This is a genomic window from Chloroflexota bacterium, from assembly GCA_009840355.1.
GTDB lineage: Bacteria > Chloroflexota > Dehalococcoidia > Lucifugimonadales > JADFKI01 > Bin90.
The window spans coordinates 13277-29650 of record VXNZ01000034.1 but is presented as its reverse complement, the minus strand read 5'-3'; the positions used below and the strand labels follow the sequence as shown (position 1 = coordinate 29650).

General features: G+C 59.0%; 11 protein-coding genes. 8 read left to right on the top strand and 3 right to left on the bottom strand.

The features are described from left to right. Positions 1–13 precede the first annotated feature (13 nt). Entirely contained in the window at positions 14–1156 is a 1143-nt protein-coding gene (ftsZ, locus tag F4X57_09965) for a cell division protein FtsZ (GenBank protein MYC07479.1), read from the bottom strand. Between the two features lie 139 nt (positions 1157–1295). After that, entirely contained in the window at positions 1296–1571 is a 276-nt protein-coding gene (locus tag F4X57_09960) for a hypothetical protein (GenBank protein MYC07478.1), read from the bottom strand. 412 nt (positions 1572–1983) lie between these two features. Between F4X57_09960 and F4X57_09955 the strand changes: the two genes are divergently transcribed. Genes F4X57_09955 through otsB form a run of 5 tightly spaced genes read left to right on the top strand, consistent with a single transcriptional unit; the run spans position 1984 to position 7356 of the window. Further along, positions 1984–2733, top strand: a complete 750-nt coding sequence (locus tag F4X57_09955; GenBank protein ID MYC07477.1) for a glucose 1-dehydrogenase — start codon at positions 1984–1986, stop codon at positions 2731–2733. Between the two features lie 54 nt (positions 2734–2787). Next, positions 2788–3261, top strand: coding sequence for a (2Fe-2S)-binding protein (locus F4X57_09950; protein ID MYC07476.1), 474 nt, complete (start codon positions 2788–2790; stop codon positions 3259–3261). Further along, positions 3258–5531, top strand: a complete 2274-nt coding sequence (locus F4X57_09945; protein ID MYC07475.1) for a xanthine dehydrogenase family protein molybdopterin-binding subunit — start codon at positions 3258–3260, stop codon at positions 5529–5531. Before F4X57_09950 ends, F4X57_09945 begins: the two co-directional genes overlap by 4 nt. Before the next feature lie 5 nt (positions 5532–5536). Next, positions 5537–6535, top strand: coding sequence for a xanthine dehydrogenase family protein subunit M (locus F4X57_09940; GenBank protein MYC07474.1), 999 nt, complete (start codon positions 5537–5539; stop codon positions 6533–6535). Continuing rightward, positions 6442–7356, top strand: coding sequence for a trehalose-phosphatase (otsB, locus tag F4X57_09935; protein ID MYC07473.1), 915 nt, complete (start codon positions 6442–6444; stop codon positions 7354–7356). Before F4X57_09940 ends, otsB begins: the two co-directional genes overlap by 94 nt. A 157-nt stretch (positions 7357–7513) precedes the next feature. Here the strand turns inward: otsB and F4X57_09930 are convergent, their stop codons facing one another. Then, positions 7514–9079: a D-aminoacylase gene (locus tag F4X57_09930; protein ID MYC07472.1), complete on the bottom strand. Its 1566-nt coding sequence runs from the start codon at positions 9077–9079 to the stop codon at positions 7514–7516. Positions 9080–9380: 301 nt separating this feature from the next. Here F4X57_09930 and F4X57_09925 point away from each other — a divergent pair, with 301 nt between their 5' ends. From F4X57_09925 to F4X57_09915, 3 genes are all read left to right on the top strand, one after another. Further along, positions 9381–10553, top strand: coding sequence for a hypothetical protein (locus F4X57_09925; GenBank protein MYC07471.1), 1173 nt, complete (start codon positions 9381–9383; stop codon positions 10551–10553). Positions 10554–10783: 230 nt separating this feature from the next. After that, complete coding sequence (locus F4X57_09920) at positions 10784–13126, top strand: CoA transferase (protein MYC07470.1); 2343 nt, start codon at positions 10784–10786, stop codon at positions 13124–13126. A gap of 6 nt (positions 13127–13132) precedes the next feature. Then, positions 13133–16168, top strand: a complete 3036-nt coding sequence (locus tag F4X57_09915; protein MYC07469.1) for a hypothetical protein — start codon at positions 13133–13135, stop codon at positions 16166–16168. Positions 16169–16374 lie beyond the last annotated feature (206 nt).

The following is a 16374-nucleotide window of genomic DNA, read 5'->3' as shown; positions in this document are numbered from 1 at the left end:
AGCGGGTTCGCGGCTACAGAAGCCTTGCGGTCTGCGTCAGGTCGGCTTGAAGATGCCCGTTGCTGCTCGGAGCATTGATTAGCCGGTTAAGCTCCGCATCCGACAGGGTTACCGCACTCTTACTCTCGTCCTTCGGAATCGTCTCTTTCTGTGGTTTGCTGCCTACACCCGTGCCAATTAGGGTGATGCCCACGCGCCTCTTCATCTGCCTTTCTTGCACTACGCCGAAGATGACATTGGCGTCGGACTTCGCTGCCTTGCGGATAATCTCCGCTACTTCGTGTACCTGCCCAAGCGTCAGATCCTTGCCGCCGGTTACATTGAACAGGATGCCGGTTGCGCCTTCCAGCGGCGCGTTGAAAAGCGGATTCGCCAGCGCAGAGCGTGCCGCTTCTATCGCCGCCCACTTGCCCTTGCCCTCGCCGTATGCCATGAATGCAGGGCCCCCGTTTGCCATCACAGATCGAACATCGGCGAAATCGACATTTATCATCCCGGATACGGTGACGATATCCGAAATGCCCTTGACGCCTTGCCGCAGCACATCGTCCGCCGCCTCGAATGCGCGCTCAAGCGTTACATTGCCTTTGAGCGACGGTAATAGCCGGTCGTTCTCCACGATTATCAGCGTATCGACCTTCTGCCTCAGGCTGCGAATACCTTGCTCCGCAACTTCGCGCCGACGCGTGCCTTCGAATGAGAACGGCAGTGTAACCACACCAACCGTGAGCGCGCCTTTCTTACGTGCGATGTCCGCGACGGTTGCGGACGCGCCGGTACCAGTGCCACCGCCCATGCCGGCGGTTACGAACACCATGTCCGATCCATCGAGCAGTTCGGCAATGTCTGCTTGGCTTTCCCGCACCGCCTTGCGTCCCACTTCGGGGCGACCGCCGGATCCCATGCCATTCACGGTCTCAGGCCCTAACGCGTAGGACAGGATGTGTGGCATAGTGTCTAGCGCCTGTATGTCGGTGTTCAGAACGAGAGTGTCAACCTGTGTTAGTCCTGTCCTGACCATACGCGAGACGGCATTGCCGCCTGCGCCGCCGACGCCGACAACCTTGACGTTGATGCCTGTTGTGAGCTGCTGCATGTCAGGCATGTTCTTCGGAGCGCTGCCGAATGCCAATGCCTTAATGATGTCGTTGAACATAGGGTTACCTCGATCTGTTCTGGTGGATGTGCTGGTGCCCGTTTTGGTGAAATAGCGGGTAGAGCAGCCCGAAGCTATCGTCTGCTGCCCGGCATTATGTGGGTGTGCCGCAACTATGCGAATATACAGTCAGCCGTGCTTAGGCGGCTTGCGGGACTGTCAGGAAGTGATAAGGGATGTTCCACACCCCTGACTTGCCCATGTCCACTACTGCCTTGCGCCGCAGCGCCTCGGTTACGATGCCGCTGCTGCCGTGTCTCGGACCGCCGTGGATGCTGCCCATATATACCACCTGCTGCCCAACGTGTACGCTGCAGCAAGTGGCAGATTTCGGAGTGGGCTTGTGAGCAATGTCCGGCTGAAAGCCGGGAAGTCGGAACTGATGAATGGTGGCGGTGTGGGTGTTGTTCGTCATGGTCATCCTCCATGTTCTGTAATAGAACATACTTCTTGGCGAACATTTTAGAACAGTACGAGCGTTCTTGTCAATACCTTTGTTCGTGTTCTGCCGAAATTGCCGAAATTGCAGACTGTGCGCTTACTACGGCGGAGTTTGAGGGTCCTCATCTTTTTTCTGCCCCTTTTCCGTCAGAAGGGAAGGGAAGGGATACTTTGCGTGGCGGCAATCAAGTCGCAGCGGCTCGCAACTCCATGTACTACTAGGACTATTGGGGAAGGACGTATCGAACGGCCCATCGCTTTGTCTTGAATTGCCATTAGTGGTAGAATCTTGCTCAAGCAATTACGCATCCAAGTCTATGGCTGGCACTCGTCCTAGCACGGCTAGAACGCGCCGCCTTAGCGCTGATTCCAAGAGAGGTTGAGTTATGAGACTTGAAGGCAAGGTGGCTCTGATAAGCGGTGGGGCGCGTGGACAGGGCGCGACCGAGGCGAAGCTTTTCGCGCAGGAAGGCGCCGCGGTCGTCATCGCGGACATCCTGCACGACGAGGGCAAGCAGGTCGAAGCCGAAATCAACGAAGCGGGCGGCAGGGCGCTGTTCGTGCCTCTCGATGTAACCAGCGCCGACGAATGGCAGTCCGCCGTAGCGAAGACTGTCGAGACATTCGGCAAACTGGATATTCTCGTGAACAATGCCGCGATTTACAGCCGCGTGCCAATCGAACACGCCTCTGAAGAGGAGTGGGACAGCATCATCGACATTAACCTTAAGGGCGTGTTTCTCGGCACGAAGCACTCAATTGCGGCGATGCGCGAATCGGGTGGCGGCTCCATAATCAACATATCGTCCACTGCCGGCCTCGTTGGCAGCCCGCGCGGCGGCGCATATACGGCATCGAAGGGCGGCGTTCGGCTGTTCACCAAGAACACTGCGATTCAGCTCGCGCCGGACGGCATTCGCGCCAATTCGATCCACCCGGGCCCCATAGATACTGAGATGATCGCGGACAACATCGGCACGCCTGAAGGACTTGCGGCGTCCGTGGGACGCGTGCCGCTCGGCAGGGTCGGCACGGTGGACGATGTTGCCTATGGCGCGCTTTTCCTTGCATCGGACGAGGCGTCGTTCATGACCGGCTCGGAGCTGGTGATAGACGGCGGCATAACTGCGCAGTAGCGACAAATGTCGGACATTGCGAACGAGGCGATTCAAGCGATTTAGGCGAACTTGGTGCAGGATTTCACGGCGCAAATCGACTTGGAAGTGAACGGCGATGTTCGCGCCGTAGAGGTGCGCCATCACTGGACGCTGCTCCGCGTGCTGCGCGAGTCGCTGGCGCTGATCGGCGCAAAACGCGGCTGCGACAGAGGCGAATGCGGCGCCTGCACCGTGCTGCTAGACGGCAGTGCCGTGTACGCCTGCCAGATGCTCGCGCTGCAAGCCGCCGGCAAGAGCATCACCACCATAGAGGCACTCGGCGACAGCGACAATCTGCACCCGATACAACAAGCTTTCCTTGATAACGACGGCGGGCAGTGCGGATACTGCACGCCGGGCTTCCTGATTAGCGCGAAGGCATTGCTCGACCATACACCCAACCCGACCGACGACGAAATCCGGCAGGCGCTGTCCGGCAATTTGTGCAGGTGCAACGCCTACGGGCGCATCATCGAGTCCGTCAAGCAGGCGGCGGCGCAGCAATGAAGGCGAACTCGGTAATAGGCAATTCGGTTGCGCGCCGCGACCTGCCGCAGAAGCTGACGGGTCAGGCACAATATACAAGTGATGTACAGCTGCCAGGCATGCTGTACGGCAAGATTGTCCGCAGTCCGTATCCGCACGCGCGCATCGTATCCGTTGACACCGCGCAGGCTGAGCAACTGCCCGGCGTGCGCGCCATAATTACGCCCTTCGATGTGCCACCCGGCAGGCTTGCGCCCGATGTGGCGATTCTCGACAGCGAAGTTCGCTATGTTGGCGATGAAGTTGCCGCCGTCGCTGCCGACGACGAAGACTTGGCGGAATACGCCGCAAGCCTAATTGATGTGCATTACGAACCGCTGCCATTCGTTACGGCTGCACGAGAAGCGTTGGAATCTGACGATGCCCGCGTTCACGCCGATGGCAATCTGCTGGGCGGCGAGCCTTTAACGCTCACACGCGGCGATGTTAACGAAGGCTTTGAGCAAGCTGATCGCGTGTTCAGCATGAGTTTCAGCACGCCCGCGCACTCGCCCGCTCCGCTTGAACCACGAGCTGCCGTAGCGATATGGGAAGACGACAACCTGACCGTGTGGAAGACATCGCGCGGGGTGCACGCGGACAGGATGAGCCTCGCATCCGCGCTAGGCGTGCGACGCGAGCAGGTGCGTGTGATAGGCGCGACTCTCGGTGCGGGATACGGTGGCAAGGACGAATCGCGTCTGTCCGTCATTGCCGCCGAACTGGCGCGCAGGGCGGGCAAGCCCGTGAAAGTTGAAGCGACCCGTGAGGAAGAGTTCGTCGCGGGCAGAAAGCGCCATTCCACAGAAACGACGGTGAAAGTCGGCGTGCAAAGCGACGGCACAGTAACCGCGATTCACGCCACTACACTGATGGACACGGGCGCGTATTTGGCATCGGGACCCGGCGTTGTGCGGCGCGCTGGTCAGGCGGCGCTCTACCTGTATCGCTGTGCGAATGTGCGTTACGACGGCTACCTTGTCTATACGAACCAGCCGTCGGCGGCGTCTTATCGCGCGCTTGGCGCTCCGCAAGGGCACTTCGCGCTCGAAGTTACGATGAACCACATCGCGGACGAACTCGGCATCGACCAGTTGGACTTTCGGCTGCGAAATCATGTGGGCATCGAAGGACAGGCGGGCGAGCGAATAACGCCCGCGAACGAGATAATCGACACGCAGCCCGTCGAAGGCGGCATACCGTTCTCCTCGAATGGCTTGCGGGAATGCTTAGAACGCGGCGCGGAGGCATTCGGCTGGCAGAACAGGGACGCTGCGACTTCGACGTCCGAGGATCATCTGAAGACGGGCAGGGGCATGAGCATGCTCATATATCGAGGCGGACCGGGCGGCAGGTCGGCGGCGAAAGTCAGCCTGAACGACGATGGCAGTGTGCAGGTCATCGCCGGTCTCATGGACGTGGGCGAGGGCAGCACGACGGTCATCGCACAGATTGTCGCGGAGGCGATCGGCGTACCATACGACAGCGTGCACGTCACCTTCGGCGACACCGCGGACACGCCTGAAGCGCCCATCACAGCAGGCTCAACCGCGACATTCTCCACCGGCACAGCGGTAAAACAGGCAGCCGAAGAGTTGAAGGTACAGGTGCTTGAAATCGCGGCTGCGCACCTAAACGGAGATACCGGCAGTCTCGATATTGTGGATGGACAGATAGTCAGTGCAAGCGGCGATAAGAGACTTACACTTGCAGACATTGCATCGCGGACGGATGGAGAGACGCTCGAAGCGGCGGCATCGGTGATGCCGGGTAGCACGGACTACATCGTGAACACATTCGGCGCGCACTTCGCGGAAGTTGAAGTGGACACGGAAACGGGCAATGTGCGCGTACTGCGTTATGTGGCGGCGCATGATTCCGGACGCATCCTCAACCCGCGTCTCGCCACGAATCAGGTCGAGGGCGGCGTATCGCAGATGCTGGGTTTCACGCTGTCTGAGGAGATGCTGACCGACCCGCAATCCGGCGCGACGCTGAATGCGAGCTTCTTGGAGCATAAGAGCCCGACAATTCGCGAGTACCCGCCGGTCGAGGTAATTTTTGCCGATGTGGTCGATCCGATAGGACCGTACGGAGCAAAGGCATTAGGCGAGCCGCCGAGTGTTGGAGTCGCGCCTGCCGTCATCAACGCGATTTACGACGCCGTTGGCGTGCGAATTACCGACCTGCCAGCCACGCCCGATAAGATTCTGAACGCGCTGAACGCACTAGACGAACAAGGCGAGGAATAGCGGCAATGTACGGCTTCGAGTTCGTGAACGCGCAGAGCGTGGATGATGCCGGCAGACGTCTGGCAGAAAATGGCACAGTCGCCAATATCATCGCGGGCGGCACCGACCTGCTGGGCGAACTAAAGCAAGGCACGCTGAGTCCGCAAAGGCTCGTGAGCCTGCAAGGCTTGGACGACCTTCGCGGCATCGTAGTCGATGGTCAACGCGCGAAGATTGGGGCGATGACGACTATCGCCGATATTGCGGCGCATCCCGTCATACGCTCGCATTACAGCGCGCTCGCGCAGGCCTGCGACTCCGTGGCGACACCGCAAATTCGCAATGTCGGCACGCTTGGTGGCAATCTCTGCCAGCGACCGCGCTGCTGGTACTATCGCAGTCCGCTGTTCGACTGTCGCAAGAAAGGCGGCGTAGAATGCTTTGCGATTGACGGCGCGAACAAGTTCCACGCGATATTCGACAATGCCGCCTGTCCCATCGTGCATCCATCCGACACCGCCGTCGCGCTATCAGCGCTGGACGCGAGCGTTATGATTGCGTCGCCAAACGAAATTCGCTCTTTGCCTATGCAAAGCTTCTTCTCGTCCTCAAGCGCTGATGTAACTACGGAGAATATTCTCGGCGCGGGCGAAATACTCTCGCAAATCATCATTCCCACACCATCTCCCAACAGCCGCAACATATTCCTGAAGGCGAAGGAACGGCAGGCGATGGACTTCGCCCTGGCAAGCGTCGGGCTGTCGTTGGATGTAGTGGACGATGTGGTAGCGAGCGCTCGCATTGCGCTTGGCGGCGTCGCACCCGTGCCCTACAAGGCTACCAATGCTGAGCAAGCGATCGTCGGAAAGCCCGTTAGCAACATCGATGCCGGTGCAATCGGACAGGCAGCGGTGCGAGGCGCGGCACCGTTATCCGACAACGGCTACAAGGTGCGCTTGGCGTCCGGCTTAGTCGCGCGCGCCGTGAGAACTTTGCTTCAAGACGACCGGGACGCATTGCAGTGAGCCTAACTAGCCGCCGCCCGCCGAACCTATTAGCGAACTTCGATTCAGCTATCGGCAACCTGAATGCCGACAGTCTGGCTCTGGTATTGGACTTCGACGGTACGCTGTCCGAGTTCGTGCCGGTGCTCGAGAACGCCGTCATACATCCCGATGTTGTGCCACCTCTTCGACGGCTCACGGATCGGCTGGCGCTCGTGGGCGTGATGTCCGGACGGGCGGCGCGCGATGTGGAGCGGCGCGTCGGGATAGCGGGCATCGTGTACATCGGCAATCATGGCGTGGAGCGGATTGTGGATGGGACGCTGAGCGCGTCGGAGGGCTCGGAAGAAGCCGAGCACTACCTGCAAGGCATGCTCGAAAGCCTGGCGGACGCGGCGGACGACCCCGGGCTGGTTCTGGAAAATAAGAGGTACAGCGCTTCCTTGCACTATCGCCGTGCGATGGACGAAGCCGGAGTCGTGGAGCGTTTGCGTGCGGCGGTGGAGTCTATGCCCGACATGGGTGGCTTTGAACTGTCCTGGGGCAACAAGATACTGGAAATCCGCGCGCGCAACGGCGTGAACAAAGGGGTTGCCCTAGACTGGCTGATAGAGAAGTGGGGTCCGAACAGTGTTGTATTTCTCGGAGACGACACGACAGACGCCGACGCCCTGCAAGCGTTGCAACAGCGCAAGGCTTCCGGCGCGATAGACGGCACCGGAATCGCGGTCATTCAGGACGGCACGCCCGCTTCAGTGTTTGACAGCGCCGATTATAGCCTTAACGGTGTGCCGGAGGTTGTGCTGTTCCTTAGCCGTTTGCAGCAAGCGCTTATTGGGTGATGTGCGCGAATTGGCGAAATCACTGCAGCACGAATCGCCAAGAGTGTGTGCCATAAACGCGCCATCGGGTTGACGGGCGAGCGCAGATATAGCCTACCCGGTCTCGATAACATTCCACCACAAAATCCTGTCCATCCGTTAATTCGACCCGCAAGAGTCAGCGTCCCCGCCGCAGCGCGCGACCGGGCAGCGCGCCGCTGTTCTCGCCATCTTCGATGACCACTTCGCCGTTGACTATCACCCAGTCGATGCCGACCGGATAGTGGTGCGGGTCTTCGCGTGTGGCGTGCGTTTTGACCGTCGCCGGGTCGAAGATGACGATGTCTGCCTTGAAGCCGTCGCGCAGGATACCCCTGTCCGGCAGGCCGAGCCGTTGCGCCGGGAACGATGTCATTTTGCGGATAGCCTCAGGCAGACGTAGGTGCTTCTCCGCGCGCACGAACTCCGCCAGCACAATGGGGAAACAGCCGTATGTGCGCGGATTCGGGTATTCGCCGAACAGTATCGCGTCCGATGCGATCATCCCGGCCGGATGCGACACGAAGGCGTGCAAAGTCTGCGGGTTTGTGCCAAGCCCAACCGTAGATATGCCCAAGTTCTCTTCCAGCAGCAGGTCGAATAGCGCGTCCGCCGGCTCCTGCCCGCGCATCTCGGCTATGTCGGTGATGAGCCTTCCTTCGTACTGCTTGTTCTGTGGCTGCGTGAAGTTCGTGAGCCAGTTATCGCGCAGCCTTTCCCGCGACACTTCGACTGCCATTCGCGCGCGGTCGTGCGGATCTCGCAGCGCCGCCATCAGCCGCTCCGGTCCGCCGTCCTTCGCCCAGTGCGGCAGCCCTATTGTGATGGTCGTGCCTGAGTACGGGTATGTATAGCAGTCGAACGTTACATCCATGCCCTCGTCGCGGGCGTCTTCCACCAGCCCGAGATAATCAAGGTGGCTGCCTACGCCCTGTTCGCTCTGCCGGTAGTGTGTCAGGTGGATGGGAATGCCGGATCGCCGCCCAATTTCGAGCGCCTCTTCCCACGGCGCGAGCAACCCTTGCGCTCGCAGACTGGCGCGAGTGTGCGTATGGTAATGGCCGCCCAGACTTGCCGCCGTTTCGGACAATTCCACAAGTTCGTCTGTCGATGCGTATGCGCCGGGCGGGTAATCGAGGCCGGTGGAAAGACCCCACGCGCCCTCTTCCATCGCCTCGCGCACGACCGCCTTCATGTCCGCCATCTCGTCAGCCGTCGCGGGTCTGTCGTTCCAGCCGACCGACCATATCCGCACCGGCGAGTTGCCGAGAATGTACGCGACATTGATGGCGACGGTATTGTCGAACTTGCCCAGATAGTCCGCGACCGACAGCCAATCGGCGGGCATCGGCGGGTAGCCGTTCAGCCCGGAGTCCAGCCAGATGTAACGGTGAAGCTCGTCCTGCGTCTTGAACGGCGCGTGCGATATGCCGTCAATTCCCATGAGTTCGGTTGTTACGCCCTGCCTCACCTTCGGATCGTGGTGCGGCTCGCCCAGTATCGTCAAGCCCGCATGCGAGTGCAGGTCGATGAAGCCGGGGCAGACCACATACCCCGTAGCGTCAATTACCCTCGCTGCCTCGACGTGCGATACATCGCCCCTATGAATGGACACCGTATCGCCCTGCACACCGACAGCGGCGTAGTACCCCGCGCTGCCCGTGCCGTCCACAACTTGCCCGTTTGTAATCAGAATGTCCAGCATAATCGTCTCCAATGCTCTGAGAGATTTTCTATGATGTGAAATGGTAGCAGACTATGCAGCGTGTCCGCCCGAAGTCCGAAGTCCAACTCGCGGCGGCTTAAAGACGCTAGGAGTGACCAGTAGTTCGCCTCTACGCATACCGGCAAGTGTTGAAATGAGTGAAATTGAATCCCTTGTGCGGGAAGATTAGATTCTATAATGGATTCTACGGATGATAACAGGCTTATTGTAAAATCGGCGATTCTACACATCCGCCTGCTACAATAGGCGCGTCTTAAGGCAACGGCAACAAGCGCAAACAATGCAGTCGCCAATCGGAGAACTAAACCGTACTGAACTCACCGGACGGAGAACAGCAATGAAAGTAATTGATGTAAGAATCGAAGTTGTGCGACGCACGCTGCCCGATACAGGGCTGGACTCCGACTTGGGGCGCTTTCGCGGCGAAGTGGAGCAGGGCGTACTGCGTATCTTGACGGATGAAGGCGTGGAAGGCAACTGCTTCGTCGGCGATTTCAGAGGCGGCGGGCATGGGCAGTTCGGCGCAATTCTCAATGTGCTCAAGCCCGAAATCGTCGGGCAGGACGCGTTCGGCAGAGAGCGCCTGTGGAATCGACTGCCGATTCTGAGCGGACGGCGCGGGTTGAACATGAACGCCTGGGCGCCGGTGGACGTGGCGCTTTGGGACATCGCGGGCAAAGCGACTGGCGTGCCTGTGTACAAGTTGCTCGGCGCAAGCCGCGACGAGACCGAATTCTATGCCACATACCCACCGCGCCACGAGACGCCGGAAGGCTATTTCGACGAAGCGCGGCAGCTGCGAGATGCCGGCTTTCGCGCGTACAAGATTCACCCGGGCGTGATGAGTACATCTGACACCATCGAGATGATGGCGGGTGTCCGCGACATTGTAGGCGACGATATGGAGCTGATGCTCGACCCGAATAACGGCTACGACTTTCGCAAGGCATTAGCGATTGGCAGCGCGGCGGACGAACTAGGATTCTACTGGTTCGAAGACCCAATACCCGCGCACGAATACGACAACATCGCCGAGCTGAGCCGCCGCCTCGTAACGCCAATCTGCATGAGCGACAAGCCGGAGAACCAGTTCCAGACCAGCTACCACTACATCCGTCTGAAGGCGCTGCGCCTAGTGCGCGGTACCGCGAGAAAATTGGGTATTACGGGCTTGAAGAAGCTATGCTCAATGGCAGAAGGCTTTGGCATGAACTGCGAGATAGGCACGGCAGGCAACTCGCTGCTCAACATCGCAAACCTGCATGTAATCTGGTCAGTGCAGAACTGCGCCTACTACGAATACTGGCTGCCAACCGAAGCACACCAGTTCGGATTAATCAAAGACATAGTCCCAAATGATAGGGCAGTAATCGAAGCGCCAACCGCGCCGGGGCTGGGGTATGAGCTGGATTGGGATTGGATTGAGGCGCATAAGGTTGCTACGCTGGATTGATTCGGCGCTCGTGCTGATTACAAGGCAAGCCGGAAAACCATCGTATTTCCTCACCACCGACTAGCGGAAATACCGACCAACCGACGAACCAGACGCCAGTCTGACGAAATTGACCTGTATTCTGGCACCGCTCATGTTACAATTTGCGGCATCTTTGGACTGGCGGGTAGGCGTGCCTTGCGCGACGGCTGCCAGCACACGCAAGAATTAAGTGAAACGGGAACGCAACGATGCCGAGCGCACTAGACGGAATTACAGTGCTTGACCTGACGAGGCAGAGGCCGGGCAGTTTAGCCGGCATGTTTCTATGCGACAACGGCGCGCGCGTAATCCGTCTCGAACTTCCGGACGATGACAACGACCGCGCGCAGCCAATCTATATGGTCTGGGATCGCGGCAAGGAAAGCGTCTCGCTGGATATTTCCGCGCATCCCGATGTCTTCCACAAATTGGCGTCTCAAGTCGATGTGCTGCTTGAAGACTTCGAGCCGCACTCGCCGCATCAGACGCTTGTTGACTACGGCGAACTGCGCCGTATCAACCCGCGTCTTGTGCACTGCTCCATCACCGCTTACGGCAAGCAAGGACCCATGCGCGACGAACCCGGCGACGAGCATCTGGTAATGGCGCGCATGGGCATTCTGGCGTCGCAGCCCGGCTTTCGCCAAGGTCCTGTGCATGTGGTGCATCCGGTCGTAAACCTTGGGACAGCAGTTCTCGCCGCGCAGGGCATTACCGCTTCGCTGTACGCGCGCGAGAAGACAGGATTCGGGCGCAAGGTGGACACGTCCGTTATGGCAGGCGCGATGATGTTTGCGCCGAAAGTCATCGGCGAGCGCTTAGAACAGCGACCATTCCAACTCACGACGGCGGGCGGCGGTCCGTTCTACAGCGTGTTTGAGTGCGCGGACGGCAATTGGATTCAGATTGGCTGCATTCACGGCGGGTTCGTGGACATCGCCGCAACGGTCATGGGCATCGCCGAGCTGCTCGCCAATCCGCGATACGGCGATGGCAGACGTCCTGAAAGCGAAGAGGCGCGCGCCGAGCTGTTCGACATCGTGGCGGGCGTGCTCAAGACCAAGCCCTGCGCCGAGTGGGAGCGTATCTTTGAGGACGCCGATGTGCCGTATGCGCGCGCCAGCACCACGCCCGATTCGATGGACAACCCGCAGGTCATCGCCAATGACATGCTGCTAGACATGCACGACCCAATCGTCGGCGATGTCAGGCAGATGGGCAGTCCTATCAAGTTCACGCACACGCCGGGCGTGGTTCGCGCGCCGCGTCCCACACGCGGTCAGCACACCAACAGCGTTCTCGCCGAATTCGCCGGTGTCGAATTGCCTGAACCGACTGATGTTCAGCCGCGAGATGACGCACCGCCGCTCGAAGGCGTTCGCGTTATGGAGATGACCAATGTCATAGCCGGACCGGCTGCAGGTAAATGCCTTGGCGATCTTGGCGCGGATGTCATCAAGTTCGAGCCGCCCTACGGCGATATTTCCCGACCGGCGGGAGCGCAGTATTTCCTGTACCTGAACTCTAATAAGCGCTCAGTCGCGGCAAATACTAAGACGGCTGAAGGGCAGGCGGTCGCGCAGAAACTCGCCGCCGATGCTGACATTATGCTTGCGAATATGCGGCCAGGCGCCACCGACCGTATGGGACTATCCGCCGAAGACCTACAGCGGGTCAATCCCGCGCTCATTCAGGCGCATACGACCGCATTTGGCTGGGATGGACCGTATGCCCATCGCCCCGGCGTTGACCCCCTGGCGCAGGCGTGGATGGGATTGCAGTTCGCGCAGGGCGGACGCGGCAACCCCCCGGTGTTCCTCGCGCAGCTTGCGCCGACAGACTTCTCATCCGGCGGCATGGTCGCACTTGGAGCGATAATGGCGCTGTACGCGCGCGAACGAACTGGTGTCGCGCAAAAGGTGGATTGCAACCTGCTAAACGCCGGCGCAACCCTGCGCGAAGACGACTTCCTGCGCTATGAAGGCAAGACATCGCCGCCAATCGCAGACGGCGGACAGTACGGGCTGAATGCGCTGCACAGGCTCTTCGAGACCAAGCAAGGCTGGGTTTATCTCATCGCCGAGAGCCAGGAAGAATGGGAAGGCGTTTGCGCCGTTATTGAACGGAGCGATTTGCCGGATGACGACCGCTTTGCGACCGCATCCAAGCGAGAGGAGAATGACGACACGCTGTGGGACTTGCTCACCGATGAATTCGCGCAAAAGCCTGCGTCCGAGTGGATTGCGCGCTTGCGAGCGGCAGGCGTACGCTGCGCCGATGTAACCGAGCAGTACAACGTCGGCTTCTTTGAAGACGAGCAGGTACTCGCCAACGGCATGCTCGTCGAGCACCAGCACGCGACATACGGCAAGATGCACTACTGCGCTAATTGCGTGACTTTTGGCGAGACGCGCGCCATCAATGGCAAACCTACGCCGCTGTTAGGCGAGCACAACCGCGAAAAGCTCGCCGCGCTAGGCTATTCTGCCGCGGACATCGACGACCTGTACGAGAAGGGCGTGCTGACCACCGAAGAGCCGCCTCAATCGTAGTCTCCTATGGAATCCGTCAGTCCTACCACGATGAACCGCGCGCGACTGCGCTTCTCGCTTATCGCGTCAGCCGTGTCGCTTCTAGTCATCGCGCTGTTTGCCTATGCTTTCTTCGGCATCGTGTGGGCGCTCGCGCCGCTTGCGGTGAGCGCGCTGGCTTTTGCCATGTCCTTAGGCAGAATGTCGCGCCGCTCGCTCTCGCTGTTCTGGCAAGACTTCCAACTGATGCTTGGCGACGCGCCCAGTAAGCCGCCTTCACATGAAGTGCCTACCACTTCGCAAGAGAATGTCGCGCCTTCGACTCCTTCAAGTGGGATAACTGAAATCGAAGAGACTGACGCACCGGCGTATGCTACTCCAATACCCGCAAGTCCATTACAAGTCAGTCCAATTACAGCCTTGGGTATTTCCGAGCGGCAAATCGGTGGGCTGCTGTTCATCTTGGGACTGCTGGCGGCGGCGTTCAGCCTGTATATGTTCCCCAAAGGGGCCCCCAACGCGCTGGCATGGTGGAGCTTCGCGCTGTCGGTCGCGTTAACGCTTGCGGCTGTGCCGGCGTTCGAGGGCGGCTGGTCGGCGTTCATCGCGCGATTTCGGCGCGGGTATCGTGTTTCGTTTGAGCCGCGCGGACTTCTGCCATGGGCCGCACTCGGCGCGATATTGCTATTCGCCTTGTTGGTTCGGCTGTATAACCTTGATGGATTTCCGCCGGGGTTGTGGTTCGATGAGGCTGACAATATAGACCAAGCCAAGCATATAGCAGATAATCCCGCTTCTTTGACGGTGTACAATGCTTGGAGCGGCTTGCCTAGTTTGTTGTTGCTGCCGATTGCTCTGGTAATCAAGTTTGCGGGCATTTCTATCACAACAGGCAGGCTCGTTGCCGTAGCCTTCGGACTGGCGGGCATAGTGGCGATATTCCTGATGGCGCGCATTATGGGAGGAATACTGGCGGGGCTCGTGGCGGCGTTCCTGACCGCCGTAACACGCTGGGACATAACATGGGCGCGCGTCGGGATGCATGGTATAACCGCGCCGCTTTTCGCCGCGCTGACCGCATGGCTGACATATCGGGCGTTGAAAAGAGAGCGTGCCGTAGATTTCGCGTTGGCTGGCGCGTCTATGGGATTGGGAATGTGGTTCTACTCGCCGTTTCGCCTGTTTCCGATAGTGATAGGGTTCGTACTGTTGCACGCGCTCGCTTTCGCCGGAAGTGGCAGACGGCGTCTCCTGCTTAACATCGGCGTCATGGCACTGTTCTCAGTGATTGTTACATTGCCGCTCATTCAGTTCGCGGCGACGCATCCAGATGAGTTCTTCCGGCGCACAGAAGTTACATCTCTATTCTCGCATGTAAGCGAAGAGGAACGCGTGGGCGCGTTAGCGAGTAGTCTGTGGACGCATCTGAAGATGTTCCACATCGAGGGCGATCCCAATGGTCGGCACAATATTCCACGTGAGCCGATGCTTGATCTGCTTTCGGGGCTGCTGATGCTGTTTGGACTGGCAATCGCAGTGGCGCGGTGGCGCAAGGCTGCGTATATTGTGCTTCCGGTGTGGATTCTGGTAATGATTATGCCTGGAGTGCTGACTATTCCCTGGGAAGCGCCGCAATCGCTGCGTAGCATCACGGTCATACCCGCCGTCATCGCGCTGATTGCGATTGCGATAGGTTTCTTATGGAATGTTGGGCGATCCATTCAATTGCCGTTGGCGCGCGTAGGCACGGCTTGCGTAGTCGCAGTGCTACTCGCGGCAATCGCTTACACGAACATCAATGCATACTTCGGGCAGCAGGCGAACGACCCGGATGTGTATTCGGCATATTCTACAGACGAAACGCTGATGGCGCGCGATTTAGCGGAGCAGGCGACGCGAGGATACAGCCCGATGGTGTCGCGGCAGTTCAGGCACAGCCTTGTTGCGAGTCTGTTCGGCTTCCGCTTCCCGCGTCAAACGATAGGCGCGCCGGCGAACATTCCGCTGAACTCGGATGCGGTATGGCGCGGCGCGGCGATATACCTCGAACCGCGCGAATCCGGATTCTACGACACTCTTAAGGCATACTACCCTGACGCCGATTATGCTGAAATCAGACCGCCAACGGGCGGAGATGTGATGTACTACGCGATGTACATCAGCAGCGAGGAACTAGAGGCGGCGCAGGGGATCATTTCGCGGCGCACAGCGGCGGACGGCGAAGTCGTCGAAGAGATGAAGCGCAGCACCGAAAGTGTCTGGGCGCTGGAGACATACGATCAGGATGGCACCTTCGCTGTCGAGTGGGCAGGGGCACTGCATATCACGCATCCCGGTGAGTACGAATTCATGCTGGACAGTGATTCCCCTGCAACGGTCGTGCTGGACGGCAAGGTAATCCTGTCCGAAAACGGCCAGCAGGTGACGGTCGAACCTGCCGTCGGCTTGCACATGTTTGAAGTACGCTCGAAAGTCGATAATCCGGACGGCATACTAAGGCTGCTCTGGAAACAGCCACCGCCGCCGATCGAAGACGATCTCGACAAAGAAGAAAACGCAGGTGAGCCGCAATTCAAGCCAATAACCGCAAGTAATCTATATCACGGCGATGTTCGACCTGTTGGGCTGGCAGGACGGTACTTCAAAGGCATCGATGACGCAAACGAGATTGACGGCGCAATTCCCGACGCGATGCAAATCACGCCCGGAATAGGCGGCGCATTCTGGTACAACTCGGTCGTGGACGGCGCACACCTCGCAGTTTGGGACGGCAACCTGAATGTGCCGATGTCCGGCCGATACAGGTTCAAGTTCGGTGAAGTGCGTGGCGAAATGCGAATATCGTTAGACGGCGAAACGCTGCTTGACACACGGGGCGAGCGGGAGAGGGAGAAAGAACTCCTCGAAGGCAGGCACAGTATCCGCTTGGAATACCAAACCGGCGACAATTCGCCCCTATTCGAAATCCTATGGACACCGCCCAAACAGCCGGAATCGCGCATCACGCCGGAATACCTGACGCCCGCGCCGGAGCACATGTTCCGCGCAATATCAGGAAAATGAGCTTATCAGGCAAGTAAGTCTCGCGTGAGCATCGTGGGCATAGATTACCGTGATACAACGAATAGTCCCTTCCATCCCTATCATCCCCATCGAGAGCGAAGGAACTGCAAGCGCGGCAATTGTATTCTGCATTGCATGACGTTCGTCAGGTATTACGCGATTAACCGCATCATCTGATTCGCATGCCGTCAACGCACGGCAATGCG

What these genes read in the sequence shown, in the direction of transcription:
- ftsZ (MYC07479.1), bottom strand. Translation starts at nt 1,156, where the DNA reads ATGTTCAACGACATCATTAAGGCATTGGCATTCGGCAGCGCTCCGAAG.
- F4X57_09960 (MYC07478.1), bottom strand. Translation starts at nt 1,571, where the DNA reads ATGACGAACAACACCCACACCGCCACCATTCATCAGTTCCGACTTCCC.
- F4X57_09955 (MYC07477.1), top strand. Translation starts at nt 1,984, where the DNA reads ATGAGACTTGAAGGCAAGGTGGCTCTGATAAGCGGTGGGGCGCGTGGA.
- F4X57_09945 (MYC07475.1), top strand. Translation starts at nt 3,258, where the DNA reads ATGAAGGCGAACTCGGTAATAGGCAATTCGGTTGCGCGCCGCGACCTG.
- F4X57_09940 (MYC07474.1), top strand. Translation starts at nt 5,537, where the DNA reads ATGTACGGCTTCGAGTTCGTGAACGCGCAGAGCGTGGATGATGCCGGC.
- F4X57_09930 (MYC07472.1), bottom strand. Translation starts at nt 9,079, where the DNA reads ATGCTGGACATTCTGATTACAAACGGGCAAGTTGTGGACGGCACGGGC.
- F4X57_09925 (MYC07471.1), top strand. Translation starts at nt 9,381, where the DNA reads ATGCAGTCGCCAATCGGAGAACTAAACCGTACTGAACTCACCGGACGG.
- F4X57_09920 (MYC07470.1), top strand. Translation starts at nt 10,784, where the DNA reads ATGCCGAGCGCACTAGACGGAATTACAGTGCTTGACCTGACGAGGCAG.
- F4X57_09915 (MYC07469.1), top strand. Translation starts at nt 13,133, where the DNA reads ATGGAATCCGTCAGTCCTACCACGATGAACCGCGCGCGACTGCGCTTC.